We start from the raw sequence: 23,433 nt of genomic DNA on the forward strand, positions 1-23,433 counted from the left end.
CGCGGGGCATACTGACCAGATAATAACGCAGGAACCATCATGATGCGGGAATCACCTGTCAACGAGCAGTTAGCGCTATTCGGTCACTTTTCTCTGATGCTCGGCGAGGACAGCCTTTCCCAGTTCAGCTATGACAAGGTCAAGGCGCTGCTGGTCTACCTGTTGCTGCATCGGCAGCCGGTCAATCGCTCGACCCTGGCCGAGCTGCTGTGGCCTGACCAGGGACTCTCGTCAGGGCGTACCAACCTGCGCCATGCGCTGCACTGTCTGCGCCAGTCGCTGGGTGACCAGGCCGAGCGCGTGCTGGTGGTGTCGCGTCAGACGATCGCCTTCAAGCTACCTGACGAGTGGGCGTTCGATCTCCATGAATTGCAGGAGATGCTCGACGCGCCGGCCAATATCACCCACCTCGAGTCGATTCTCGATATCTATCGTGGCGATCTGGTCGAAGAGTTGCAGCTATCGGCTTGCGCCGAGTTTCAGCGCTGGCTGCTGCGCGTGCGCAACGAGTGGCGTCAGCGGGTCATCGCCTATGCGGAAACCGTGCTCGAGGCCAATGATGAGGTGCCCGAGCATCTGCTGCGGGGGCTGGTCAGCCGCTTTTCCGGTTACGGCCCGTTTCATGAACGACTGGTGCGCCAGCTCGCCGAGCAGGGCCAATCGGCGGCGGCCCACGAACAGTACAACGCTTATCTGCAGCTGTTGGCGCTGTCCGGCCAGCAGCCCGAGCCGAGTTTCCTGCAGTTGGCTCGCCACTGGTCGGATGGCAAGAGCGACATGCAGCGCCTGTCGCCCCAGGGCGCCTTCTCGCGGGCCCTTGCCGCCGACAGTTCGCCACTGCGCGACGATGAGATCGAGCAGCGCCAGCTGTCGGTGATGGCCATTCGCCTGCGCCTCAAGGGCGAATGGCAGGATCGCGCCGAGACGCGCGCCTGTCTGGCGCTGCAGATAGAGCTGATGCGCTGGTTGGAGCAGCAGTGCCACCACCTGGGCGGGTTCTGGCTCACGGGGGCCACCGGTGGCCTGGGGCTGGCCTGCTTCGGCACCCATGGCCCGGCTCATCAACTGGCCGAGCTGGTAGCGCTCTACGAACACTGCCGCCGGGCGCTGCCCGACGAGTGTGCACGGCACTGGAAGGGCGACGGGGCGCTGCCCACCTTCGAGCTGGCGGCGGGGCTCAACAGCGGTCGGGTGGTGTATCTGCCTGAGCGTCAACTGGTCGATCCGCTCGGCCAGGTCACCCAGGTGTCGCTGGAGCTGATGAGCGCTGCGGAAGGTAGCGAGCTGGTGATCTCTCAGGAGTCTAGCCAGCATATGCCGCCGGCACTCGACCTGCAGCCACGGCTCTCCTCACGACTGCTGGCCAGTGACGGCAAGATTCGCCTGCGGGCACTGGTGCTGGGCGCCAATGAGGGTGGTCGAGAGGCCTTGCCGCCGAGCTTGATCGGCCGCGAAGCGGCGCTGCGCAAGCTGCGCGATGCTCTGGCCAGGGCCGGTATCGGCCTGCGTCAGAGCGTATTGGTACGTGGCGCCTCGGGGATGGGCAAGTCAGCGCTGCTGGTCGGCTTCCGTCAGGTCGAGCAGAGCCGCGACGCCGCGGTATGCTGGCAGCCGACCACGCGACTCTCGGTACAGATGCCCTATGGCGTGGCCCGCCAACTGCTTCACTGGCACCTCGGTGAAAATATCGATAGCGAGGTGTTCGGGGCGCTTCTCGAGCAGCTGCCGGCCCTGCGCCTGGACGAGGGCAAGCGCCGGTTGCTGGAGGAGGCGCTTGGCGTGCGCGAGCCCGAGGAGGTCTCGGCGCTGGCCCAGAGCGGTGAAGCGGTGGAACTTGTGGTCAGCCTGATGCAGCGGCTCATCGAGCTGCTGACCCAGGAAAGGCCACTGGTGATGATGGTCGATGATCTGCAGTGGCTCGACGAGCCCTCGTTCAAGGTGCTCTCCGGCCTCCAGGCGCGGCTGCCGATCAACTGTCCGCTGCTGATAGTGGCCAGCCACCACGGTCGTGAACCACTGCCGGCCAAGTTGCACTGGGATCAGCAGATAGCACTTGGACGCCTCGATGCGCTGCAGTCCTCGCGGCTGCTGTCGCAGCTGGCGCGCCGCTACCGGCTGCATTTGAGCCCGCGGCTGCGAAGTCAGCTGATCGAGCGCTGCGACGGTGTGCCGCTCTATCTGCAGGAGATCTGCCGCAGGCTCGACATGGATCGCCGCGAAGGGCGCAGCGTACAGATCGACGAGCTGCCGCGCGGTCTGCTGGGCCTGCTGGCCAGTCGCATCGACCAGCTCGATGTCGACCGCGAGATTGCGCATGTGGCAGCGGTGCTGGGGCGCCAGTTCCGCCTCGACTTCCTGGTCGAGTGCAGCGGCTGGGAGTCGGCGCGCCTCAAGCAGGCACTCGAGCAGATGTGTCGCCTCGAGGTCATTGAACCTTGTGACAGCGGCAGCGAATTCGACTACCAGTTCAGCCATCAGCTGCTGCAGGAAGCCGCCTACCTCTCCTGCCCCCGTGACCTGCGCATGCGCATTCACCTGCAAGTGGTCAACCTCATCGAGGAGCGCTTCCCGATGTGGATCAGCCGCCATCCCGGTGACTTTGCCACGCACCTGAGGCGCAGCGGCCACTATGCCCGTGGCGCTCGCTACTTCGAGCTGGCCGCCCGTGAGGCGCTCAAGGTCAGCGCCAACCGCACCGCCCTCAAGATGGCCGATTTCGGGCTTGCCAGCCTGCGCCACGTCAGCGACCAGAGCGAGCGCGAGATCAGCCTGCTGACCGTGCGCGGCCAGGCCGCCTTTGCGCTGGAGGGGCATGGCTCGCCTACCGCTCACGAGAGCTTCGTACGCGCCCGTGAGCTGATGGAGTGTGAGAGCGACGATGACGGCGACGAGGAGATCGATCTGGAGCAGCGTTTCCTGGTCAAGTGGGGCCTGTGGGTAGGCTGCAGTCAGCGTCACGCCCACGCCGATGCTTTTTCGCTGGCCTCGAATCTGGCCGACCTGGCCGCCCGGCTCGACGACGTGCGCTATCAACGCCTCGCCGACTATGCCCAGGCGACCTGCGAATATTGGGCCGGCCGCATTCGCCAGGCCTATGATCATCTCGAGGAGATCGATCCACTTAACCAGCCGATGCTGATCGAGTGGCTACCGTTCTCAGATCACCCCCAGGTCGCGGCTTCCTGCTATCAAGGCTGGGCGCTGTGCCTGCGCGGCGACTATCGGCGTGCCGAGCAGCAGGCCGAAGCCGCGATTCGGCTTGCCGAGCGTTTCAATCACCCAGGCTCGTTGGCCATGGCGCTACTGTTCTCGGCGGCGGTCTATCGTCAACTGGGACATGTCCATCTGGCGGGTATGCGCGCCCAGCGTGCCTTCGAGATGACCGGCACCCCGGATTTGCATCTGTGGCAGGTGTCATCCCAGAGCCTGATCGGCTGGCAGCGCGCCCTGGCCGGCGACAGTGAGGGCCTGGTGATGCTGCAGACGGGGATGGAGGAGTTCGAGGAGGTCACCGGGCGCGAGCGCTTTACGCGTCCAGTGCTGTGGTACGTGGATGCCTGCATGGCGTTGGGCGAGTACGCGCGCGCCGAGGATTATCTCGATCAGTGCCTGCTGGTGGCTCAGGAGCGCGGTTCGCTCTACCTGCCGGAGATTGCCACCCAGCTGGCGCGGGTGCGTCACCATCTGGGGCATCCCCGCGAAGCGGTTCGCGCCCTGGCCGAGCAAGCCCTGGCGCAGGCCCGTGAACACGAGAACCTGCACCAGCAGCTGCATGCCCTGGAGCTGTGGCTGACGCTGATCGATGCGTCCGACGGCAAGGCGCGGGACGACTTCCGGCGGCTGCTCAGCGAGGTGTCGCACAGCGATGCACCGGTGCTGATGCGCTGGCGCAACCTGCTGGATCAGCGCGTCCCGGCGAGCGTCGATAATGTCTGAGTCGGTCAGCTAGGCGGTGCTGAGCTCCAGTATATCGATGCGCTGCAGTGCCTGGTCGCGGTGACTGCCGCACAGTTCGATATCGAAGTCGAAGGCCCGGCACACCGCCGGGCGTTGCGGGTCGCCGAACAGCCGGCACAGGTTGGCGTCGTCGAGCTGCACGCAGCGTACCCCGGCCGGCTTGCCATGCGGCATGCCGGGGATCGGCGAGCTGATCGACGGGGCGATGCAGCAGGCCCCGCAGCCCGGCCGACAGCCTTCACTGCGCGCCTCGCTCACGCTCCCGCCTCGGCCATGGCACCCTTGTCGATACCCTCGTAGGCCTTGACCTTGATACGCTCGCCGCACTCCTTGGCAACCCGCTCGGCAAGCCAGGCGGCGATGTGCTCGACGGTGGTCGGGTACGGCAGCACGGCGCAGCGCGACCGGGGCAGACGCATCGCAAAATTGCCCTGGGGGGCGCGGTAGTGGCAGTGCAGGGTGTCGCTGTCGTCGTCGCCGATCACATCCTCGGCGTCGACCAGATAGCGGTCGGCCAGCCAGTTCGCCCAGCGGGCTTCCAAGCCGGCATCGCGTTGGCCTTGGCGCCAGATCTCGAGCCGCGAGCGGTGGCCGTGAGCGATGCGCTGACAGTTGCCGGCATGCCGCTTGAGGCCGTGGCTGTAGGTAAAGGCAGCACCGTCGATGGCTTCATCGCGCAGCGCCAAGCGGATCGCCTCGACCCGCGGCGGTGGACGCCGCATCAGCTCCTTGGCCAGATGCTCGCCGAGCCGCTCGCTGCTGACGGCCTGCCACGGCAGCAGGGTAAAGGCCTGCCGCGGGCCACGCACTTCCATCGGGTAAGGCAGCTGGGTGCGTATCGATAGCCCTTCACGGCACTCCTGGACGCTGATGCCCGGCGCGCGGCTCGGCACCAGCAGGGTGTGATCGGCGCCGCCATCCAGTCGCGACTTGATCCACGGCTTGACCTCGCCGAAGTCGAACAGCATGCCGTCTTCTCCCAGACTGCCGTCGAGCTCGACATCCGCGTGCCAGCTGGCGCCGATCAAGCCGCGGCTCGGACACCACAGCGAGACATCGAGCTGGGTCAGGCGATTCACGAATAGCGTCATGCAAACCCCGCGATCTTGTGCGTCTGCAGCGACAGCTGCCAGCGCGGCGTGGCCAGGCAGTAAGCCAGGGTTGCGTCGAGCGTGGTGCCATTGCCACCCTGGGGGGCCAGATCCATCGGCTGCAGGTAGAAGTGCTGGAAGTCGAGTGCGGCGAAACGCTCCGGCGGCGCGTCCGGCTGGGGGTAGACCAGCTTGAGCTCGTCACCAGCGGTCACGGCCAGTTGGCTGGTGCCTTTGGGGCTAACGCATAGCCAGTCGATACCGGCGGGTGGCGCCAGGGTGCCGTTGGTCTCCACGGCGATCTCGAAGCCCCGTGCATGCATGGCCTCGATCAGCACGGTGTCGAGCTGCAGCAGTGGCTCGCCGCCGGTGAATACCACATAGGGGGTGGCCCCGTGGCCGGGTGTCGGCCACTTGTCGAGCAGTTGGTCGGCGAGAGCGTCGGCGCTGGCGAAGCGTCCGCCGCCCGGGCCGTCAGTACCTACGAAGTCGGTATCGCAGAACTGGCAGACGCTGGTGGCGCGGTCCTGCTCACGGCCGTTCCACAGGTTGCAACCGCTGAAGCGGCAGAACACGCTGGCGCGTCCGGCGCGTGCGCCTTCGCCCTGCAGGGTGTAGAAAGCCTCCTTGACGTGATACATCAGCTGGGCGCTCCATCAATGCGAGACGAGGCGTTGCTATCGGGCCGCTCCATATAGCCGATAGGGTCGCTTATGCCGTTAGCGGCAAAGGCTGCCAGGCGTTCACGACAGCTGCCGCAGGTGCCGCAGGCCAGTTCTCCGCCCAGATAGCAGGTCCAGGTCTCGGCGTAGTCGAGTCCCATGGCCAGCCCGTCGGCAAGAATCTCCTCCTTGCCCCGCCGCAGGTAGGGCGCGACGATCTCTACCGCCTCAAAATTGGCGATGGCCGCCACCCCGTTCATTGCGTCGACGAACGCCGGGCGGCAGTCGGGGTAGAGCACGTGGTCGCCACCATGGGCGCCATAGTAGACCCTCGGCGCACCGATATTGACCGCCTGGGCGATGGCCAGCGAGAGCAGTATCATATTGCGGTTGGGCACCACGGTAGCGGCCAGATTGTCGGCGGCATAGTCGCCGCTGGGCATGTCGCGACTGGCATCGGTCAGCGCCGAATTGTCGATCAGGCCGTGGATGGCGCGAATATCGATGACTTGGTGGGGAATCGCCAGCCCCTCGCAGACATGGCGTGCGACATCCAGCTCACGGGCGTGGCGCTGGCCGTAGTCGAAGGAGAGGGCGTGGACACGCTGGCCCTCACGCAGTGCACGGTGAAGCACCGTAAAGGAGTCCATACCGCCGGAGTAGATCACCACGGCGGAGTTTGCATCGGTTGTCATGGGAAAGCCCCTGTCGGAGAATTTGTCCGGGGTCCGGTCCGGTTGCGGCGCCATTGTAGCGGCGCCGCTGGGGCCTGGCTATACGCCGGCCGTCCCGGTACTCTCGGGGCAGCGTCGTTACCATTGCAAGGATCGTTATGGCCACCATCGAGCACAGTGCCATTCTACCGGCCACCCCGGAGCGGGTTTTCGCCCTGCTCGAGCGGGTGGAGGACTTTGCCGATTACTCCGACCTGATCGAGGCCATCGAACCGCTGGGCGAACAGCGCTACCGCTGGCACGTGCGGGCGGTAGGCATGGACTGGACCTTCGATGTCGAGATCACCGAGCGCCAGGCTCCCGAGCGACTGGCCTGGGAGTCGTTGGACGGCGTGCGTAACCAGGGCTGCTATCGGCTGCGTCGGGTAGGGGATGCCACCGAGGTATCGCTGACCATTGAATACCGCATCAATAACCGGCTGCTGGAGCGTGCCGTCAATCGTGCCGCCAAGCCGCTGGTCAGCAAGGTCAGTCGGCAGATTCTGGCGCGTGTCGAGGCGCGGCTATAAGCCGCAGCGGCGACGCGCAGATAGCGCTACCGTAGAATCGCGACAGCGCCTATATTAGCGCTGTCGGAGCGCCTGCTCCTGAGCCTGGAATCTGCCGTCATGTGGAAGAGTTTGATGCTGTGTGTATCGATCCTGGTGGTGCAGCTCGGTGTGCTGCACTACATCGATCAGCGACTTCAGCCGGGAAATCCGGCCTCATCGGTGCTTGCCCAGCAAGATGATGAGACGCCTCCGCCACTGAGCTGATTGCCTGCCGCTTGGATCGGGCATGATGTCGGCGGCATTTCGTGGCACCATTGGCTCTTTTTGGATCTGCTGCGGATGCTCGGGAAGGCTCAATGCAAGGCGACATGAATGACGATGTGCGCGAAGCGCGCGGTCACTGGCGACTGGTGGCGATTGGCGCGTCGATCCTGATGGCCGTGCTGCTATGGATATGGCAGTCCCCCGACCTTAGCGCCTTTCGTCACTGGGCCGATGAAGCCTCTCACCACCCGCTGACCATGCTGACCGTGATGCTGGTGATGGCGGTGACGCTCGCCGTGGGCCTGCCGGGCAGCATCGGGCTGTGGCTGATCGCGCCCTTCCACCCGCCTTGGGTGGCGACCCTGATGCTGATCGTCGGCAGCGTGAGTGGGGCGCTTGGCGCCTACTGGTTGGCGGCGAACTTTCGTCAGCGCTACACCCCCAAGGGTCTGACCCTGCGCATCATGCGAGTGATGAGTCGGCGCAGCGATGCTCTGACCCAGTGCGCCTTTCGCGTGCTGCCTGGCTTTCCCCACTCGGTCATCAACTATGCCGCAGGCCTGCTGCATCTCCCGCTGCGCACCTTCGTGATCGCCGCAGTGATCGGCCTGGGGGTCAAGTGGGCGGTGTATGCCAGCGCCATTTACGGCGCTCTGGAAGCGGTCGAGACCGGTGATGCGCTGAGTGTCGGTGTGATTCTGCCGCTGGTGGCGCTGGCCCTGCTGCTGCTGCTGGGAGCCGGGGTGCGGCGTGCCGTGGAGCGTCGCCGTGAGGGAGAGGGCGACGCCTGAGCGATCAGGTTCAGGCGCTGTTGGGCTGCCCTTGCGTGAGTACGCCGGAGAGGTAATGCGCGATGCAGGCGCGACCGGCGTGTTTGGCGACGTACATGGCCTGGTCGGCGGCCTGGATCAGATCCTCGGCGTTGGCGAAAACGTTATCCGCCAGGCTGACGATCCCCATCGAGGCGCTGACGCGAATTTCCTTCTGTCCTGGAGTCGTCGCCAGGGTAGATCCCGCCATACGTTGCTGTAGCGCCTTGGCGAGACGCTCGGCGGTATCGCGTCCGGCGCCGGGCAAGAACAGTAGGAACTCCTCCCCGCCATAGCGTCCGCCCAGCACCCTATCACTCAACTGCTCGCGCAGCAGATCGGCAAAGCCTTTGAGGACGTCGTCGCCGAGGCGATGGCCATAGCGATCATTCAGCTGCTTGAAGTAGTCGAGGTCGATGAATACCAGGCTGAGCTCACGCTGCTGGTCCAGGGCGTCGCGAAAGTGCTGTTCAAGTAACACTTCCAGATGGGCACGATTGTAGAGGCCGGTGAGCGGGTCGTAACGGACACGCTGTGCAAGATCGGCCTGGAGCAGTCTCAGCCGCTCGATCTCCTGCCGCTGGTCGAGCAGCTGTTGACTGAGCTTGAGGTGATGGGCGTGCAGCTGCTGCTTGGCCCTGAGCAGGGTGCGGGTGGCGTCGAACTCCAGCGGGCAGCTGATATGCATCAGTTCGGCGGTGGTAGGGAGAGTCTTCTGGAGACCGCACAGCAGCTCGATCAGAGTGTCTTCATCGATTTCCAGTGCCGGTGAGATGCACTGCAGTACCCTGGTCAGTTTCACCACGTCGAAGTCGGTGTGATCGGCAAGGCCATCTGCGTTGTCGAGCCAGGCCTCGGCCAGTAGTCGCGAGGCGTTCACACAGCGCTGTTCGGGAGATACCTGGGGCAGTGGCAGGTGGCTGTCGGCGATGCCGGCTACCAGTCGCTTGGACAATCCCCAGTGCTGAGCAAGCCAGGCGCCGACCAGCGCGTGATCGCATCCCCAGGCCTTTTGCTCGGCGGCGCTTAGCGCGTCGTGACTATCAGCGCTCGACAGCAGTGCGGCATAGCCCCGTGGCAGGCAGGCATCCAGGGCCAGCATGCCGATATCCTGCAGCAGACCCAGCGTGAAGGCGCGTCCAGGGGAGGGCTGTGATAGATGCTTGGCAAGCGTGTGGCTTGCCAGGGCGCTGATCAGTGAGCGCTGCCAGAAGCGGGTCAGATCGAGACCGGGCGTCTGAGGTGGGCGCTGCTGTGCGAGGCCGAAGCCGAGGGCAACCGACAGCGTGGCGTCGATGCCTAGCCGGGTAATGGCTTCATGGCAGGTATTGGCAGGCGTGTCATGGGCGTGGAAAACGCTGTTGGCCAGTCCCAGCATGCGTAGCGTCAGCGCCGGATCGCGCTCGATGGTGGCGGTGAACTCCTGCAGGTTGGCATCCGGTGTGTCGGCCAAGGCGATGATCTGCATCACGGCGGTGGGCAGCGAGGGCAGGGCACGGTTGGTGCCCAGCAGCTCAGCCAGCGCCTCGGGCAGCGCCAGGGAGGTGTCGTCCGGGGCGTGGTCGCCAGACGCGGCAACGCTATCTGTGGCGCTGTCTTGCTCTGCGAAGGTGGGCATGCCGGTCTCCGTCCTGGTCGCTGGCGACTATACGCGGCGTCGCGAAGACCTGAAGGCAGCGCGCCGACCTGACTAATGCAGTGTCATTGTAACCGACTATTAATCAGGCGTTGCGTTGAGGTCAAGGCTGGCGTCAGGCGCGCGAAGCGATTCCCGCCAGCCCCTTGCGCTGGGATTGGCCATCTGGACCGTAGAGCGCCTTGCCGGCGGCTTCGTGCAGGAAATTGAGCGTGCGTTGATTATGGCTCAAACGCGTTGCGATCAGCTCACCGTTCTGGGCATTCAGGTGGCGGGCGCGTTCGGCGCTGTCGCGCATTGCCAGCCAGTCCTCGAGGCAGTCGGCGTCGCGGGCGGCGGCTTCGGCACCGGGCAGCCCCTCGGCATAGCCGAGCTTATGCTGAGCACTGCGGCGCTGGCTCTCGAGACGATCGAGCTCGTCGAATAGAGCCTGCTTGCCGGCCGCCAGTTCGTTGAGTTGCTGGCCATCCACGCGACCGGCGCACAGCGCCTCGCGCTCCTGTTCGAGGAGGATGACAAGCGCTTCGAGGCGCTGCTGTTGGCGGGCGAGGTGGGCTGCCAGGCTCATGAGCGCGGCGAGCCACTGCCGTCGCTGAGCATATCGCGGACGCTATCGATCAGGCCATCGGCGATGCGCTCGGCGTGGATGTCGAGTTTGCCATCACTGATCGCCTGGCGGATTTCCTCGACGCGAGCGGAGTCGACGTCCTGGCTGCTGTGGCTGCCGGTACTGCTCAGGTGCGTCACCGCAGCCGGGCTGCCAGGGTTGGTCGGGCCATCGCCACTGCCTGGCGTCTTGCTGGTGTTGCCTGTCTCGCCCTGCTGGGGGCGTGTCAGGGGGTGGGAGCTATCGATTTTCACGGGAAGCCTCTCTCGCTCAGTCCTTTCACCCAGTATCGGCCGGGAATGAACGAACTTGAATACTATTTTTGACAATCGCTGCTCAGGTTAAAAATCGACGCTGAGCCGATTGTGGCCGCTGACCTGGGCGTTGAGGATGTCGCGGTTGGCGAGTCTCACGCGGATCTCCCGGCCCATGCCGCCGCTGTCCAGCGCCTGGCCTTCACGGCTGACCGCGAAGCCGTCGCCTACCGCTTCGATGCGAACCGTGGCGCCACGTTCCACCAGCGTGACCTCGCGAAGCTGCTGCGATGTAATGGCATTGCCGGCGCGCAGGGCGCGGGCGCTCTCCTGGCCGATGACCTCATCAAGATCGGTCAGCGTTCCGCGCGGTAGGCGGCCAAGTTCCGCCTCGCTCAGTTCGAGCATCTCCGGCTTGATCAGTGTACCGGCAGGAATATCCTCGCGCAGCACCACATAGTCGCCGATCACCGCCACCGACGCCTGCATATAGCGAACCTGCTGCCCCTGTTCACCGCAGCGCACCCCTACCGATACCCGGCCCTGAGAGGGGGCGCGCTCATTGGGCATGAACGGCTCTGGAGATTCACATGCCGGTAGATGTGCCGATGGTGGGTGTACCTCGATATGCACCTCACTGCCGAGCTCATGACTGCGCTCATAAAGGAAGCCATGCACGCGCTCGACCAGCAGCTGGCGTGAGGCCTCGGCGCTCGCGACCAGGGGCATGCTCAGGCACAGCGCGGCGAGCAGCGTTGCAAGGGAGACTCGAATAATGCGGGGGGAAAGCGGCATGGTGACGTCCTCTGCGGCAGCGCGCAGGCGAGGTTGACCGAGGATCACGATTCTAGGCTGCTGCGCAGAAACGCAACGGCGAAAATGACGCGTAAAGCAGCCCCTGTTTGGCCCTTTGTCCTGACAGCCGCTCATCTATTCTCCACGCTGACCCAATACCCCACGTGCCGTCAGCGGCCATCGAGAAGGGAGGCTCAGCGGATGATCGACAAACTCTCGGGTGCTCTGAATTTTCATCAGGAAGCCCTCAACCTGCGCGCAGAGCGTCATGAAGTGCTGGCGGGCAATATCGCCAACGCCGATACGCCCAACTACAAGGCGCGCGACATGGACTTCTCCCGCGAGCTTTCCAAGGTGATGGAGAGTGGGCGGTCCGGCGGCAGCGGCATGGCGCTGGCCACGACCTCGGCGCGGCATATCCCCGCCCAGGCGAGCGCGCCGGGCGGTCAGGAGCTGCTCTACCGTGTGCCGGACCAGCCCAGCCTGGATGGCAATACCGTGGACATGGACCGTGAGCGCACCCAGTTCGCCGATAACGCCGTTCGCTACCAGGCGGCGCTGACCATGATCAATAGCCGCATTCAGGGCCTCAAGTCGGCCATGCAGCCCGAGTAACAGGAGTTATTCATGTCGATGTTCTCCGTTTTCGATATTTCCGGCTCGGCGATGAGCGCCCAGTCGCAGCGTATGAATGCCACCGCCAGTAACCTGGCCAATGCCGATAGCGTGGCCGGCCCCGATGGTGAGGCGTATCGCGCCAAGCAGGTAATGTTCGAGACCCAGGCCCAGGGGCGTCACGGCGTCGGCGGCGTGCGCGTCAGCGAGGTGGTCGAAGACCAGAGCCCGTTGCGCATGGAGTATCGCCCCGAACACCCGCTGGCCGACGAGCAGGGCTATATCCAGATGCCCAACGTCGAGCCGGTGCATGAGATGGTCAACATGATCTCGGCGTCGCGCTCCTACCAGGCCAACGTCGAGGTCATGAACACCAGCAAGCAGATGATGCTCAAGACCTTGACCATCGGGGAGGGCTGAGCATGTCCAACATCATCGATAGCAGCGTCACTAGCAGCATGAATGCCACCGCCGGTGGCAACAGCGCCCGCGAGTCGGACGAGCTGCGCGAAAACTTCATGACCCTGCTGATTACCCAGCTGCAGAACCAGGATCCGCTCAATCCGATGGAAAACGCGGAGATGACGTCCCAGCTGGCTCAGATCAACACCGTCAGTGGCATCGAAGAGCTCAACAGCACGCTAGAAGGCATCACCGGGCAGATCGACGCCGGACACACCTTGCAAGCCGTCGGCCTGATCGGCCAGGGCGTACTGGTGCCGGGCGAACGCATCCTGGTCGGCAAGGACGGCGCCACGCCGTTTGGTATCGAGCTCGACAAGTCCGCCGACAACGTCAAGGCGACGATTCGCGACGGCGGCGGACAGGTGGTTCGCAGCTTCGACCTCGGTGCGGTGTCGTCGGGCGTCGAGTCGTTCGAATGGGACGGCAAGCTCGACGGCGGCGAAATGGCCCCGGAGGGCGCCTACAGCATCTCCTTCGAAGCCACTGCCGGCGATGACAGCGTCGACGTCAAGGCGCTCAACTACGCCGTGGTCAGCGGGGTGTCCAGCGACAGCAACGGATCACCGCGCCTCGACCTGGGCGGCATCAGTGAGCAAGCCAGCCTCGAAGATATTCGTCAGATTCTACAACTCTAGCGTGACGGGCACTCCGTCGCACAGCGCATAAAAAATAGCCACCACACGGTGACACAGGGAGAAGGACCATGAGCTTTTCACAAGCCTTGAGCGGGTTGAACGCGGCATCATCGAGCCTCGGCACCCTTGGTAACAATATTTCCAACTCGCAGACCGTCGGTTTCAAGGGCTCGAGCACCCAGTTTGCCGACGTCTTCGCCGGCTCCGTGGGTCTGGGCACGCGAGTCTCGGCCACGCTGCAGGATTTCACCGAGGGTAACCTCGAGTCGACCAACCGCAACCTCGATCTGGCGGTCAGCGGTGAGGGCTTCCTGCGCTACGAGCAGCAGGGGGAGATCGTCTATTCGCGTAACGGTCAGCTCAACCTGACCCCGGACGGCACCCTGGTCAACGCCCAGGGCGCGCAGCTGATGGGCTATGGCCTCAACGCTGCCGGTGAGGTGCAGGTCGGCGGCCAGCCCCAGGTGCTCAATATACCCGCCGACGAGATGCCGGCCGGTGCCACCGAGAATGTGGGTACCACGATCAATCTCGATTCCCGCGAGAATGCCGATGAGGACCTGAGTACTACCCAGGTGACCACAGATCTAGCGACTGGTGATACTGAGGAGATTGGGTATCACTACTCGAACAATTTCACCGTCTACGACTCGCTGGGCAATCCGCGCAATGTGACGGTTTACTACGAAAAAGTGGATGAAGATGCTGCCGGTGATCCGGTCAACAATACCTGGAACGCCAAGGTCGTCATGGACGGCTACTACGATGATGCCAACGACTTCGAGGTCTCCTTCAACAATAACGGCACCTTGAATTCCGATCCCCAGCAGGAAATCAACTTCGGCGCCGACTCCCCGTTGGGCAACGACCCTGAAGAGCTGGACTTCCAGCTCGACCTGGCCGGCTCCACTCAGTTCGGCAATGACTCCACCACCAGCGCCCTGACCCAGGACGGCTTCACCTCCGGGGCCCTGGTCGGCATCACCATCGAAGACGATGGCACCATCATGATGAACTATGCCAACGAGCAGTCACGCCCCGCTGGGCAAGTGGCGCTGGCCTACTTCCGCAACCCGGAAGGCCTGCAGCCCAACGGTGACAACGCCTGGACCGCCACCAACGCCTCCGGTCAGGAGCTGGTGGGGGCGCCGGGTACCGGCATGTTCGGTTCCATCGAGTCCGGGGTGGTGGAGATGTCCAACGTGGATATGGCCAAGCAGCTGGTCGACATGATCGTCTCCCAGCGCGCCTACCAGGCCAACTCCCAGACCATCAAGACCCAGGACGAGATCCTGCAGACCGCCATCAACCTGCGTTGATGACGCCTCGGGGAGAGTGAACCATGGATCGTATCCTGTATACCGCCATGAGCGGGGCCAAGCAGAGCCTCGATCAGCAGTCGGTGGTCAACCACAACCTGTCCAACGCCGCCACCGCCGGCTTCCGCGCCCAGCTGCACGCCATGCGTGCGGTGCCGGTGGAGGGCGACGGCTTGCTGGACACGCGCGCCTCGGTGGCCGCCACCACGCCGGGCTCTGACTTCTCTCACGGCCCGGTGAGCACCACCGGTCGTGAGCTCGATGTGGCGCTGGAAGGCAATGGCTGGCTGGCGGTGCAGACCGACGACGGCGGCGAGGCCTATACCCGTCGCGGTGACCTGCAGGTCGACGGCAACGGCATGCTGACCAGCGTCGGGCGTCCGGTCATCGGCGACGATGGCCCGATCATCGTGCCCCTCGAGGCTCAGCTGTCGATCGGCGCCGATGGCACCATCAGCGCCATCGGTCCCGGTGAAGACCCCAGTGCGCTGGTGCCGGTAGGCCAGCTCAAGCTGGTCGATCCCGAGGACCAGATCCTCCAGCGCGGCGACGACGGTCTGTTTCGTGCCCCGCCCGCTGACGATGGCGAGATCCCGATCCTGGCTGCCAATGAGGACGTGCGGGTAGTCTCCGGCTCGCTGGAGGGCAGCAACGTCAGCGCCATCGAATCGATGGTGGCGATGATCGATACCCAGCGTCGCTACGATATGCAGATGAAGGTGATCGACAGCGCCGACGAGAACGCCCAGCGCGCCAATAACCTGCTGTCGATTCAAGGCTAAGCCTCTTGACCGGGGCGCTACCCAAGGAATTATCCCATGATCAAATCGCTGTGGACTGCCAAGACCGGCCTCGAGTCGCAGCAGGTGCAGATGGATGTCATCTCCAACAACCTGGCCAACGTCGGCACCAACGGCTTCAAGCGCTCGCGGGCGGTGTTCGAAGACCTGCTGTACCAGAATCTGCGCCAGCCCGGCGCTCAGAACGATGTCCAGAACGCGCTGCCGTCAGGCATGCAGGTCGGCTCCGGTGTACGCCCGGTGGCCACCGAGCGGCTGCATAACCAGGGCGGACTCGAGCAGACCGAGAACTCCCGGGACCTGGCGATCAACGGCCAAGGCTTCTTCCAGGTGCTGATGCCGGACGGCAATACCGCCTACACCCGCGACGGCAGCTTCCAGCTCGACCAGAACGGCCAGATGGTCACCGCCAATGGCTATCCGGTGGAGCCGGCGATCATCCTGCCGGAGAACGCGCTGTCGGTCAGCGTGGGGGAGGACGGCATCGTCTCGGTCACCCAGCCGGGCACCAGCGAGAGCCTGGAAGTCGGCCAGTTGAGCCTGGCGACCTTCGTCAACCCGACTGGCCTCGAGAGCATTGGTGGCAACCTCTACCTGGAGACCACCGCCTCCGGCCCGATGAACGAGACCATACCGGGCATGAACGGTGCTGGCCGTCTGATGCAGGGCTACGTCGAGACCTCCAACGTCAACGTGGTGGAGGAGATGGTCAGCATGATCCAGACCCAGCGCGCCTATGAGATCAACAGCAAGGCGGTGCAGACCAGCGATGAAATGCTGGCGCGCTTGAGCCAGCTGTAAGCGACACCCGGAGCAGAGCATGAATCGGCACACTTCCTCACGGCGCCCCTGGCGGTTATTCGGCGCACTGCTGCTAGCGGTCCTGATCACTGGCTGCGCGCAGATGCCACGCCCGTCGGTGGTGGGCGAGCAGGAGCAGGTCAGTATCCCTGACCGCCAGCCTCCCGAGCCCAACGGCTCGATCTACCAGCCGAGCCGCGGCCATCACCCGCTGTTCGAGGATCGTCGCCCGCGGATGGTTGGCGATATCCTGACCATCGTCCTCGATGAGGAAGTCAGTGCCAGCAAGAACTCCCAGAGCAACGCCAACCGCGGTGGCTCGGCGGGACTGTCGTTCCTGGAGCTGCCTGACGTGCTGGACCAGCTGGCCGACTACGGTTTCGACGTCTCCGGCGACAGCGATTTCTCCGGTGGCGGCGGTTCGGAGGCCAATAACTCCTTCACTGGCACCATTACCGTCTCGGTACTCGAGGTGATGCACAACGGCAACCTGCGGGTGCGTGGCGAGAAGCAGATCGCCATCAACCAGGGCGTCGAATTCATCCGCTTCTCGGGGGTTGTCAGTCCGCGCACCATCACCGGCCAGAACACCGTGCCCTCGACCCAGGTGGCCGATGCGCGCATCGAGTACGTCGGCGACGGCTACATCAACGAGGCGCAGCACATGGGCTGGCTGCAGCGCTTCTTCCTTAACGTTTCACCCTTCTAGCGGAGCCGCTGACGATGACCACGTTCACCGCCCGGCTGCGTGGCAGCCGCCTACTGAAAGTCCTGATGCTGGCCCTGCTGTTCGCCATGGTCGCCAGCCCGGTGCAGGCCGAGCGCCTGCGCGAGCTGGCGGATTTCGCCGGCGTGCGTGATAACGCCCTGGTCGGCTACGGCCTGGTGGTAGGGCTCGACGGCACCGGCGACCAGACCATGCAGGCGCCATTTACCGGCCAGAGCCTGACCAACATGCTCTCGCAGCTGGGCATCACCGTGCCGCCAGGCACCAATATGCAGCTGCGCAACGTGGCCGCAGTAATGGTTACCGCCGACCTGCCGCCGTTCGCACAGCCTGGTCAGCGTCTGGATATCAATGTCTCGTCGGTGGGCAACGCCCGCAGCCTGCGCGGCGGCACCCTGCTGATGACGCCGCTCAAGGGCGCAGACGGCGACACCTACGCCATTGCCCAGGGCAACCTGCTGGTCAGCGGCGCTGGCGCCGAAGGCGGCGGAAGCAGCGTGCAGATCAACCAGCAGGCCGGTGGGCGCATCGCCGGTGGCGCCATGGTCGAACGCGAAGTGCCTCTGCAGCTGGGCGCCAACGGCGGCGTCCTCGACCTGCAGCTCAAGGAGTCGGACTTCGGCACCGCGCGCCAGGTAGTGGAAGCGATCAACGACGACTTCGGCTGGCCGGTGGCGGCGGCCCAGGATGGTCGCACCATCCGCCTGCAGGGGCCCTCTGATCCCAATGATCGGGTCAACTTCATGGCCCGAGTCGAGAATCTGCAGGTCACGCCCAACGATGCTCCGGCCAAGGTGGTGCTCAACTCGCGTACCGGCTCGGTGGTGCTCAACAGTTCGGTGACCCTGCGGCGCGCCGCTGTGGCCCATGGCAACCTGTCGATCATCATCGACACTCAGTTCCAGGTCAGCCAGCCCGCACCGTTCGGCGAGGGCGAAACGGTGGTGGTGCCGGACACCGATATCGCCGTCGAGCAGCAGGAAGCCGCGCTGATGATGGTGGAAGGAGCCGACCTGGTCGACGTAGTCAATGCCCTCAATGCGCTGGGCGCCACGCCCAACGACCTGATGGCGATTCTCGAAGCGCTCAAGGCCTCGGGGTCGCTGCGTGCCGAGCTGGAGATTCTCTGATGAGCAATGATCTCGGCGGTCAGTTTGCCCTCGATATGCAGGGTATCCAGCGCCTGCGGCACACCGCCAGCCGCGACCCCAATGCCGGCCTCGATGAGGCCGCCAAGCAGTTCGAGGCGCTGTTCGTGCAGATGATGATGAAGAGCATGCGCGAGGCCACGCCGCGCTCCGATCTGCTGCATAGTCAGCAGACCGAGTTCTACGAGTCACTGCTCGACCAGCAGTGGGCGCAGCACCTCTCTGGCCGCGGCATCGGCCTCGCCGAGCAGCTGGTCAACCAGCTCGAAGGGCGCGGCATGGTCCCCGAACGTGAGCAGGCCGACAGCGAGGCCGATTCGCTGATCGCCGGGATTCCGCGTGGCACGCCGCGAGCGCTCAGCGGTGGCCTCAGCGCCGGTGAGATATCTGAGCGCGAGCCCGCCGACAGCGCCGCCGCGGCGACACCGGGCAGTTTCCTGGAGGCCCTTGATCTGCAGCGCGGGACTCAGCGAGATGCTTCTGAGGCTGCACAAGCAGCATCCGGCGCCGAGCGCAGCGAACCGCGCAGCGACCAGCCCGACCATGTGCGGGCCTTCGTTGACGAGCTGGCCGGCCCGGCCCAGGCCGCTAGTCAGGCCACCGGTGTGCCGGCCGAGCTGATTCTCGCCCAGGCGGCGCTGGAGACCGGCTGGGGCCGCCACGAGATTCCCGATGCTCGCGGCGGTAACAGCCACAACCTGTTCGGCATCAAGGCCGGCAGCCGCTGGCAGGGCGAGACCACCGACATCACCACCCATGAGTACCTCGACGGCCAGCGCACGCGACTCACCGACACCTTCCGCGTCTACGACTCCTTCGAGGAAGCCTTCACCGACTATGCCCAACTGATTGGCGATAACCCGCGCTATGCCGGTGTGGTGGAAGCGCCCAACGCCGAGCAGGCTGCCCGCGCGCTGCAGCAGGGCGGTTATGCCACCGATCCGGCTTACGCCGACAAGCTGGTGTCGATCATGAATACCCTGGGGCCGGTCGAGTCCGCCGGGACAACCTTGGCCAGTCGAGATGTACCGGCTGGCGGCAGTATCTATGCCCCGGGCAACAGCTGGTTCTAAGCGTTAAAGAAAACCGCGGCGGTGCCGATATAACAAGCATTGGCTTTAGGGAACGGAATCATGAGCATATTTTCGATCGGCTTGAGCGGGCTGAACGCCGCTCAGAACGCCTTGAACACTACCAGCAACAACATCAGCAACGTCTATACGCCGGGCTATAACCGCGAGCTGACACTGCTGGGCGAAGGCGGTGCGGCGGGCGGCGTGAAGGTCAACGACATTCAGCGCCAGTTCAACCAGTATGTCGCCGACCAGCTCAACGCGGCCACCAGCTCCTCCAGCGCCCTCAAGGCCTATCAGGGGCAGGTCAGCCAGATCGACAACCTGCTTGCCGACCGCGACGCTGGCCTGGCACCGTTGATGCAGAATTTCTTCTCGGCCATGGAAGACCTGGCCGGTGCGCCGTCTGATCCTGCCGCGCGCCAGGGCGTGCTCGGCGCTGCCGACACCATGAGCGCCCAGTTCCGCTCCTTCGACCGCTATCTTGACGACATGCAGCAGGGCGTCAACGGCCAGATCAAGGACGAAGTCACCCAGATCAACAACCTCACCGACCAGATTGCCGGTCTCAACAAGGAGATCGCCCTGGCGCGGGCGCGCCAGGGTGAAGCCCCTAATAGTCTGCTCAACCAGCGCGACGAGGCGATTGCCGAGCTCAGCCAGCGCATGGACGTGCGCGTCGACATTCAGGATGGCAAGACCTATAACATCTCGCTGCCCAACGGGCAGCCGCTGGTATCGGGCACCAATCAGTACGACCTCGAGGCCATCGAGGCGCCCAACGACCCGCAGCGCATGGTGCTCGGCTACCGTGACTCCAACGGCAGTATCTCACCGCTCAACGAAAACGCCGTGACAGGGGGCACCTTGGGCGGGCTAATGACTTTCCGCGCCGAGACCCTCGACAAGACCCAGAACCAGATCGGGCAGCTGGCGGTTTCGCTGGCGGCGGGTTTCAACGAGCAGCACCGCCTGGGTCAGGACCTCAACGGTGAGCAGGGCGAGGACTTGTTCAATATCGGCCAGCCACAGGCCTACGCCAATGACCGCAACGCCGGCGATGTCGAGATTGAGTCGACCCGCTTCGGCGATATCGATGATCTGCGCGCCACCGACTACACCGTGCGGGTGACCGATGGCGCCGCACCCGCCTTCGAGGTGGTACGCAAGGATAACGGTCAGGTCGTAGAGCACAGCTTCGATGACGACGCCAACGAGCTGAGCTTCGGCGGGGTGGTGATCGGCTTTACTGATGACGGTTTCGAAAACGGCGACCGTTTCGAGGTCCAGCCGGTACGGCGCGCCGCGGCCAGCATGGAGACCCAGATCAACGATCTCGACAAGATCGCTGCGGCGAGCTTCGTCGAGGCGGAGGGAGATATGCCGGTCAGTGGGCTCAGGGCTGCCGATGGCGCCTTCGGTGAGGGAGGAGCTCCCTATTCCCTGGTTGTCAGTGAAGATGGTGGCCAATTCAATATTGAGGTGACGGCTGAAGATGGCACGACCTTAGATTTCAACGACGTGAGTGCCGGGGATGAAATCACCATCGACGGGGTCAGTTTTACCCTGGGTGATATCCAGGAAGACCAGACCCTGACCCTTGGCGCGGCGCCTCCCGGCTCCGGCGACAACCGCAACGCCCTGGCCATGCAGGGGCTGCAAGATGTCTCGCTGGTGGGCGGCACCTCGAGCGTCAGCCAGGCCTACGGCTCCATGGTCAGCGACGTGGGCAACCGTACCAATATCGTGCAGGTCAACCTCGACGCTCAGCAGGGCCTTACCGACCAGCTCAAGGCCGTTCAGCAGTCCGAGTCCGGGGTCAATCTGGACGAAGAAGCGGCCAACCTGATTCGCTATCAGCAGTATTATCAGGCCAATGCACGGGTCATCGATATCGGTTCGTCGATGCTGGATACCATTCTGGGCCTGCGTGCCTGATTCGTTTAGGAGTTAACCGCGATGCGTGTCAGCACCGTTACCATGTTCGAGCAAAGCGTGTCGAGCATGAACCGCCAGCAGAATGATTTCATGAAGGTGGGCCAGCAGATCGCCTCCGGTCGCCGCGTGGTCAACCCCTCGGATGACCCCCAGGCCGCCTCGCGAGCGGTGGGCGTCGACCAGTCAAAGGCGGTCACCCAGCAGCATATGGATGCCCGGGTCAGTGCGCGCAACTCGCTGTCCCAGGAGGAGAGCATTCTCAACAGCGTCAGCGATGCCATCGCCAGCGCCAAGACGCTGATGATCCAGGCTTCCAGCGATACCCTGAGCGACGTTGACCGCGAGTCGATTGCCAGCGAGCTGCGCGGTATCTACGAGACCGTGATCGGTCAGGCCAACGCCACCGACGGCAACGGCCGTTACCTGTTCGGGGGCTATCAGGACAACAGCCCGCCCTATGTGCGCGAGGCAGACGGTTCGGTGAGCTACGTCGGTGATGACAACGTTCGCGAGCAGCGCATCGACTCCTCGCGGCTGATGCCGGTGGCCGACAACGGCAACAAGATATTTGCCAGCGTGCCCAGCGGCGCCAAGTACATCACCGAGATGGGCGACAATCAGGGCAGCGTGGTCGTCTCCGGTCCCACGGTGGTCGACTCCTCCGATCCTGGCTATGGCGAGCAGTATCGCATTGAGTTTGCCGGTGACGGGGATGATGCCACCTACACGGTAGAAACGTTTGATACAGATGCCCAGGCATGGGTCGCACTGGAGCCGGCTGCGGAGTATCAGGACGTCGACTATGTCGCCGGCGAGCAGATCCGTTTCGGTGGCCTGAGCCTGACCCTGGACGGGGAGCCCGCCGAGGACGATAGCTTCACCTTCGGCCGTGCCACCGAGATGGATCCCGATCTGTTCAAGACCTTCGAGAACGCCCTGGCAGTACTCGAGCAGCCCGCCGAGACCGCTCAGGAGAAGGCTACCCTGCGCAATACCCTCAACACCTCGATGCGCGAACTGGACAATAGCCTCGATAACGTCCTCACCGTGCGCGCCTCGGTAGGCGCGCGCCTCAACGAGCTCGATGTGGTCGACTCGGTGGGCGGCAACCGCATGCTCAACTACGAGCAGACCCTTTCCGATCTGGTCGACCTCGACTACGCCGAGGCGATCTCCGAATACAGCCTGCGTCAGGTCGGTCTCCAGGCCGCGCAGAAGGCCTTCGTCGATATCCAGGGCATGTCGCTGTTCGATCGTCTCTGAGTGGTGTGTGCTGCTCTCTTAACCGCTGCCTCGGCAGCGGTTTTTTTATGCCACCACTCGCAGGCACTGCCCCGCATGATAGAGCGTGAAGCCACTTTCATAGGCGGCACTTCGCAGGCCGCGAGCACTGATCGGGGCGTGACGCTTGAGCGGCAGCGGCAGCAGGGCATCGTCACCGCTGGCGACATAGTGCGCGAACCCCTTGCCGACCACGCTGCCGGTGGTCAGGCCGCGGCCGTTGTAGCCACTGGCGGCGAGGATTCCTGGTTGGGGTTCGAACAGGCGCAGGGTGTGGTCGGGCGTAAAGCCGATGCGGCCGGTCCAGCTGGTTTGCCACTCGACCTTGCCAAGCTCGGGAAAATAGCGGCGCTGAACCTGATTCGCCCACTGCTCGAGATAGGCCCGCGGGCGACCTTCGCCCTTGCCCAGGCTACCCAGGATCAGCCGACCCTGATCATCGCGGCGGATGCTGCTGAGCACCATGCGGGTGTCCCAGGCGCCCTGGCGCTGCGGCAGGATGCGCTCGGCGACGTCGCCCTCGAGGGGCTGTGAGGCGACCTGAAAGAAGTGACCGGGAAAGAAGTGCTGCTTGACCTGATTCCACTCATCGCAAGTGTAGGCGTTAGTGGCTAGAACAACTTGAGGCGCCGTGACCGAACCGTGCTCGGTGGTGACCCGCCAGCGCTCGCCGTGGCGCTCAATCCCGCTGGCGGCACTGGCGGTAAACAACCGTGCCCCTTGCGCGGCGGCGGCCCTCGCCAGGCCGTGGGTATAGGCCGCCGGGTTGAGCGTGCCGGCCCGCTCGTCGAGCAGCGCGGCCTGGATCCGGGTGGTGCCGGTCAGCGCATGGCAGGCCTCATCCTCGACCAGTGTCACCGGCGCGCCGCGCGACGCGAGTTGCGCATGGCGCCGCTCAAGTTCGCGGCGGCCCTTGGTGCTATGGCCCAGGTGCAGGGTGCCGGTGCGGGTCGCACTGCAGTCGATGGCGTAGCGCTCGATGATGTCGAACACCGCTGCCGGCGCTTCGCCGAGGATGCGATTGACGCGCTCGCCGTCGCGCTTGCCAAGCGCCTCGACGATATCGTCTGGCGGGATCCAGAGCCCGGCATTGACCAGACCCACGTTACGCCCTGAGCCGCCGCTGGCCACCGTCTCGCCGGCCTCAAGCAGCACGCTATCGATGCCTTGTTCGGCGAGATGCAGCGCCGTGCTCAACCCGGTGATGCCGCCACCGATGATACACACGGCGGCCTCGGTGTCCTGCTCCAGCCCCGAGGTCGACGGAGCCTGCTCGCGTGCGGTCATCTCCCATAGGCAGCGTGATTGCATATGCGTGTCTCCTTGTGCAT

The 23,433-nt window shown here is 64.4% G+C and carries 24 protein-coding genes; 15 read left to right on the forward strand and 9 right to left on the reverse strand.

Annotated elements, in window-relative coordinates; all coding sequences use genetic code 11:
- Nucleotides 1-39: 39 nt before the first annotated feature.
- Nucleotides 40-3,936 carry an AAA family ATPase gene (locus IEI94_RS04890; protein WP_412030896.1) on the forward strand — a complete coding sequence of 1,299 codons (3,897 nt, stop codon included), beginning with the start codon at nt 40-42 and terminating at the stop codon, nt 3,934-3,936.
- 9 nt (nt 3,937-3,945) lie between these two features.
- On the opposite strand, the gene IEI94_RS04895 is transcribed toward IEI94_RS04890, so the two are convergent.
- The 4 genes from IEI94_RS04895 to queC are packed head-to-tail and all read right to left on the reverse strand — an operon-like array spanning nt 3,946 to nt 6,405.
- Entirely contained in the window at nt 3,946-4,215 is a 270-nt protein-coding gene (locus tag IEI94_RS04895; protein ID WP_191166112.1) for a YkgJ family cysteine cluster protein, read from the reverse strand.
- On the reverse strand, nt 4,212-5,048 hold the full coding sequence (locus IEI94_RS04900; protein WP_191166114.1) for a 6-carboxytetrahydropterin synthase: 837 nt from the start codon (nt 5,046-5,048) through the stop codon (nt 4,212-4,214). The genes IEI94_RS04895 and IEI94_RS04900 overlap by 4 nt, the downstream gene beginning before the upstream one ends.
- Complete coding sequence (gene queE, locus IEI94_RS04905; RefSeq protein WP_191166116.1) at nt 5,045-5,689, reverse strand: 7-carboxy-7-deazaguanine synthase; 645 nt, start codon at nt 5,687-5,689, stop codon at nt 5,045-5,047. The genes IEI94_RS04900 and queE overlap by 4 nt, the downstream gene beginning before the upstream one ends.
- Nucleotides 5,689-6,405, reverse strand: coding sequence for a 7-cyano-7-deazaguanine synthase QueC (queC, locus tag IEI94_RS04910; RefSeq protein ID WP_191166118.1), 717 nt, complete (start codon nt 6,403-6,405; stop codon nt 5,689-5,691). Before queC ends, queE begins: the two co-directional genes overlap by 1 nt.
- A 137-nt stretch (nt 6,406-6,542) precedes the next feature.
- On the opposite strand from queC, the gene IEI94_RS04915 reads away from it, so the two are divergent.
- The 3 genes from IEI94_RS04915 (at nt 6,543) to IEI94_RS04925 (ending at nt 7,990) form a co-directional block, all read left to right on the forward strand.
- Nucleotides 6,543-6,953 (forward strand): SRPBCC family protein, encoded by a 411-nt coding sequence (locus tag IEI94_RS04915; RefSeq protein WP_191166120.1) that lies wholly within the window; start codon nt 6,543-6,545, stop codon nt 6,951-6,953.
- A 99-nt stretch (nt 6,954-7,052) separates the two neighbouring features.
- On the forward strand, nt 7,053-7,199 hold the full coding sequence (locus tag IEI94_RS04920) for a hypothetical protein (RefSeq protein ID WP_191166122.1): 147 nt from the start codon (nt 7,053-7,055) through the stop codon (nt 7,197-7,199).
- A 92-nt stretch (nt 7,200-7,291) separates the two neighbouring features.
- The gene (locus tag IEI94_RS04925; protein WP_224749931.1) at nt 7,292-7,990 is read left to right on the forward strand and encodes a TVP38/TMEM64 family protein; all 699 of its coding nucleotides are present in this window, start codon (nt 7,292-7,294) and stop codon (nt 7,988-7,990) included.
- 10 nt (nt 7,991-8,000) lie between these two features.
- Here IEI94_RS04925 and IEI94_RS04930 read toward each other — a convergent pair whose 3' ends face one another.
- The 4 genes from IEI94_RS04930 to flgA form a co-directional block, all read right to left on the reverse strand.
- Entirely contained in the window at nt 8,001-9,626 is a 1,626-nt protein-coding gene (locus IEI94_RS04930; protein ID WP_191166124.1) for a GGDEF domain-containing protein, read from the reverse strand.
- A 133-nt stretch (nt 9,627-9,759) separates the two neighbouring features.
- A complete protein-coding gene (locus tag IEI94_RS04935; RefSeq protein WP_191166126.1) occupies nt 9,760-10,212 on the reverse strand; it encodes a flagella synthesis protein FlgN in 453 nt (150 codons plus the stop codon).
- The gene (gene flgM / locus IEI94_RS04940) at nt 10,209-10,505 is read right to left on the reverse strand and encodes a flagellar biosynthesis anti-sigma factor FlgM (protein WP_191166128.1); all 297 of its coding nucleotides are present in this window, start codon (nt 10,503-10,505) and stop codon (nt 10,209-10,211) included. Before flgM ends, IEI94_RS04935 begins: the two co-directional genes overlap by 4 nt.
- 87 nt (nt 10,506-10,592) lie before the next feature.
- Nucleotides 10,593-11,300, reverse strand: coding sequence for a flagellar basal body P-ring formation chaperone FlgA (gene flgA, locus IEI94_RS04945; RefSeq protein WP_191166130.1), 708 nt, complete (start codon nt 11,298-11,300; stop codon nt 10,593-10,595).
- A 201-nt stretch (nt 11,301-11,501) separates the two neighbouring features.
- Between flgA and flgB the strand changes: the two genes are divergently transcribed.
- The 11 genes from flgB (at nt 11,502) to flgL (ending at nt 22,084) form a co-directional block, all read left to right on the forward strand.
- A complete protein-coding gene (gene flgB, locus IEI94_RS04950) occupies nt 11,502-11,915 on the forward strand; it encodes a flagellar basal body rod protein FlgB (protein WP_191166131.1) in 414 nt (137 codons plus the stop codon).
- 12 nt (nt 11,916-11,927) lie between these two features.
- Nucleotides 11,928-12,335, forward strand: a complete 408-nt coding sequence (gene flgC / locus IEI94_RS04955) for a flagellar basal body rod protein FlgC (RefSeq protein WP_191166132.1) — start codon at nt 11,928-11,930, stop codon at nt 12,333-12,335.
- Nucleotides 12,336-12,337: 2 nt separating this feature from the next.
- Entirely contained in the window at nt 12,338-13,015 is a 678-nt protein-coding gene (gene flgD / locus IEI94_RS04960) for a flagellar hook assembly protein FlgD (RefSeq protein ID WP_191166133.1), read from the forward strand.
- 68 nt (nt 13,016-13,083) lie between these two features.
- Nucleotides 13,084-14,334: a flagellar hook protein FlgE gene (gene flgE, locus IEI94_RS04965; RefSeq protein WP_191166134.1), complete on the forward strand. Its 1,251-nt coding sequence runs from the start codon at nt 13,084-13,086 to the stop codon at nt 14,332-14,334.
- Between the two features lie 23 nt (nt 14,335-14,357).
- Complete coding sequence (locus IEI94_RS04970) at nt 14,358-15,116, forward strand: flagellar basal body rod protein FlgF (RefSeq protein WP_191166135.1); 759 nt, start codon at nt 14,358-14,360, stop codon at nt 15,114-15,116.
- A gap of 36 nt (nt 15,117-15,152) precedes the next feature.
- Nucleotides 15,153-15,935: a flagellar basal-body rod protein FlgG gene (gene flgG, locus IEI94_RS04975; protein WP_191166136.1), complete on the forward strand. Its 783-nt coding sequence runs from the start codon at nt 15,153-15,155 to the stop codon at nt 15,933-15,935.
- Nucleotides 15,936-15,954: 19 nt separating this feature from the next.
- Nucleotides 15,955-16,644, forward strand: a complete 690-nt coding sequence (locus IEI94_RS04980) for a flagellar basal body L-ring protein FlgH (protein ID WP_191166138.1) — start codon at nt 15,955-15,957, stop codon at nt 16,642-16,644.
- A gap of 14 nt (nt 16,645-16,658) precedes the next feature.
- The gene (locus tag IEI94_RS04985) at nt 16,659-17,792 is read left to right on the forward strand and encodes a flagellar basal body P-ring protein FlgI (RefSeq protein ID WP_191166140.1); all 1,134 of its coding nucleotides are present in this window, start codon (nt 16,659-16,661) and stop codon (nt 17,790-17,792) included.
- Nucleotides 17,792-18,883, forward strand: a complete 1,092-nt coding sequence (flgJ, locus tag IEI94_RS04990) for a flagellar assembly peptidoglycan hydrolase FlgJ (protein ID WP_412030897.1) — start codon at nt 17,792-17,794, stop codon at nt 18,881-18,883. The genes IEI94_RS04985 and flgJ overlap by 1 nt, the downstream gene beginning before the upstream one ends.
- A gap of 60 nt (nt 18,884-18,943) precedes the next feature.
- A complete protein-coding gene (flgK, locus tag IEI94_RS04995; protein WP_191166143.1) occupies nt 18,944-20,821 on the forward strand; it encodes a flagellar hook-associated protein FlgK in 1,878 nt (625 codons plus the stop codon).
- 21 nt (nt 20,822-20,842) lie between these two features.
- The gene (gene flgL / locus IEI94_RS05000) at nt 20,843-22,084 is read left to right on the forward strand and encodes a flagellar hook-associated protein FlgL (RefSeq protein ID WP_191166145.1); all 1,242 of its coding nucleotides are present in this window, start codon (nt 20,843-20,845) and stop codon (nt 22,082-22,084) included.
- Between the two features lie 45 nt (nt 22,085-22,129).
- Here flgL and IEI94_RS05005 read toward each other — a convergent pair whose 3' ends face one another.
- Complete coding sequence (locus IEI94_RS05005) at nt 22,130-23,413, reverse strand: NAD(P)/FAD-dependent oxidoreductase (protein WP_191166146.1); 1,284 nt, start codon at nt 23,411-23,413, stop codon at nt 22,130-22,132.
- Nucleotides 23,414-23,433 lie beyond the last annotated feature (20 nt).

The organism is Halomonas sp. ML-15 (assembly GCF_014779595.1).
In the GTDB taxonomy this organism is placed as follows: domain Bacteria; phylum Pseudomonadota; class Gammaproteobacteria; order Pseudomonadales; family Halomonadaceae; genus Franzmannia.

Excerpts from the sequence above, each read along its gene's own strand:
- flgE (WP_191166134.1), top strand. The coding sequence starts at position 13,084 with ATGAGCTTTTCACAAGCCTTGAGCGGGTTGAACGCGGCATCATCGAGC.
- IEI94_RS04970 (WP_191166135.1), top strand. The coding sequence starts at position 14,358 with ATGGATCGTATCCTGTATACCGCCATGAGCGGGGCCAAGCAGAGCCTC.
- IEI94_RS04930 (WP_191166124.1), bottom strand. The coding sequence starts at position 9,626 with ATGCCCACCTTCGCAGAGCAAGACAGCGCCACAGATAGCGTTGCCGCG.
- flgA (WP_191166130.1), bottom strand. The coding sequence starts at position 11,300 with ATGCCGCTTTCCCCCCGCATTATTCGAGTCTCCCTTGCAACGCTGCTC.
- flgC (WP_191166132.1), top strand. The coding sequence starts at position 11,928 with ATGTCGATGTTCTCCGTTTTCGATATTTCCGGCTCGGCGATGAGCGCC.
- flgB (WP_191166131.1), top strand. The coding sequence starts at position 11,502 with ATGATCGACAAACTCTCGGGTGCTCTGAATTTTCATCAGGAAGCCCTC.
- queC (WP_191166118.1), bottom strand. The coding sequence starts at position 6,405 with ATGACAACCGATGCAAACTCCGCCGTGGTGATCTACTCCGGCGGTATG.
- flgD (WP_191166133.1), top strand. The coding sequence starts at position 12,338 with ATGTCCAACATCATCGATAGCAGCGTCACTAGCAGCATGAATGCCACC.
- flgG (WP_191166136.1), top strand. The coding sequence starts at position 15,153 with ATGATCAAATCGCTGTGGACTGCCAAGACCGGCCTCGAGTCGCAGCAG.
- IEI94_RS04915 (WP_191166120.1), top strand. The coding sequence starts at position 6,543 with ATGGCCACCATCGAGCACAGTGCCATTCTACCGGCCACCCCGGAGCGG.
- queE (WP_191166116.1), bottom strand. The coding sequence starts at position 5,689 with ATGTATCACGTCAAGGAGGCTTTCTACACCCTGCAGGGCGAAGGCGCA.
- IEI94_RS04925 (WP_224749931.1), top strand. The coding sequence starts at position 7,292 with ATGCAAGGCGACATGAATGACGATGTGCGCGAAGCGCGCGGTCACTGG.
- IEI94_RS04980 (WP_191166138.1), top strand. The coding sequence starts at position 15,955 with ATGAATCGGCACACTTCCTCACGGCGCCCCTGGCGGTTATTCGGCGCA.
- IEI94_RS05005 (WP_191166146.1), bottom strand. The coding sequence starts at position 23,413 with ATGCAATCACGCTGCCTATGGGAGATGACCGCACGCGAGCAGGCTCCG.
- IEI94_RS04920 (WP_191166122.1), top strand. The coding sequence starts at position 7,053 with ATGTGGAAGAGTTTGATGCTGTGTGTATCGATCCTGGTGGTGCAGCTC.
- IEI94_RS04985 (WP_191166140.1), top strand. The coding sequence starts at position 16,659 with ATGACCACGTTCACCGCCCGGCTGCGTGGCAGCCGCCTACTGAAAGTC.
- flgJ (WP_412030897.1), top strand. The coding sequence starts at position 17,792 with ATGAGCAATGATCTCGGCGGTCAGTTTGCCCTCGATATGCAGGGTATC.
- IEI94_RS04935 (WP_191166126.1), bottom strand. The coding sequence starts at position 10,212 with ATGAGCCTGGCAGCCCACCTCGCCCGCCAACAGCAGCGCCTCGAAGCG.
- IEI94_RS04890 (WP_412030896.1), top strand. The coding sequence starts at position 40 with ATGATGCGGGAATCACCTGTCAACGAGCAGTTAGCGCTATTCGGTCAC.
- IEI94_RS04900 (WP_191166114.1), bottom strand. The coding sequence starts at position 5,048 with ATGACGCTATTCGTGAATCGCCTGACCCAGCTCGATGTCTCGCTGTGG.
- flgL (WP_191166145.1), top strand. The coding sequence starts at position 20,843 with ATGCGTGTCAGCACCGTTACCATGTTCGAGCAAAGCGTGTCGAGCATG.
- flgK (WP_191166143.1), top strand. The coding sequence starts at position 18,944 with ATGAGCATATTTTCGATCGGCTTGAGCGGGCTGAACGCCGCTCAGAAC.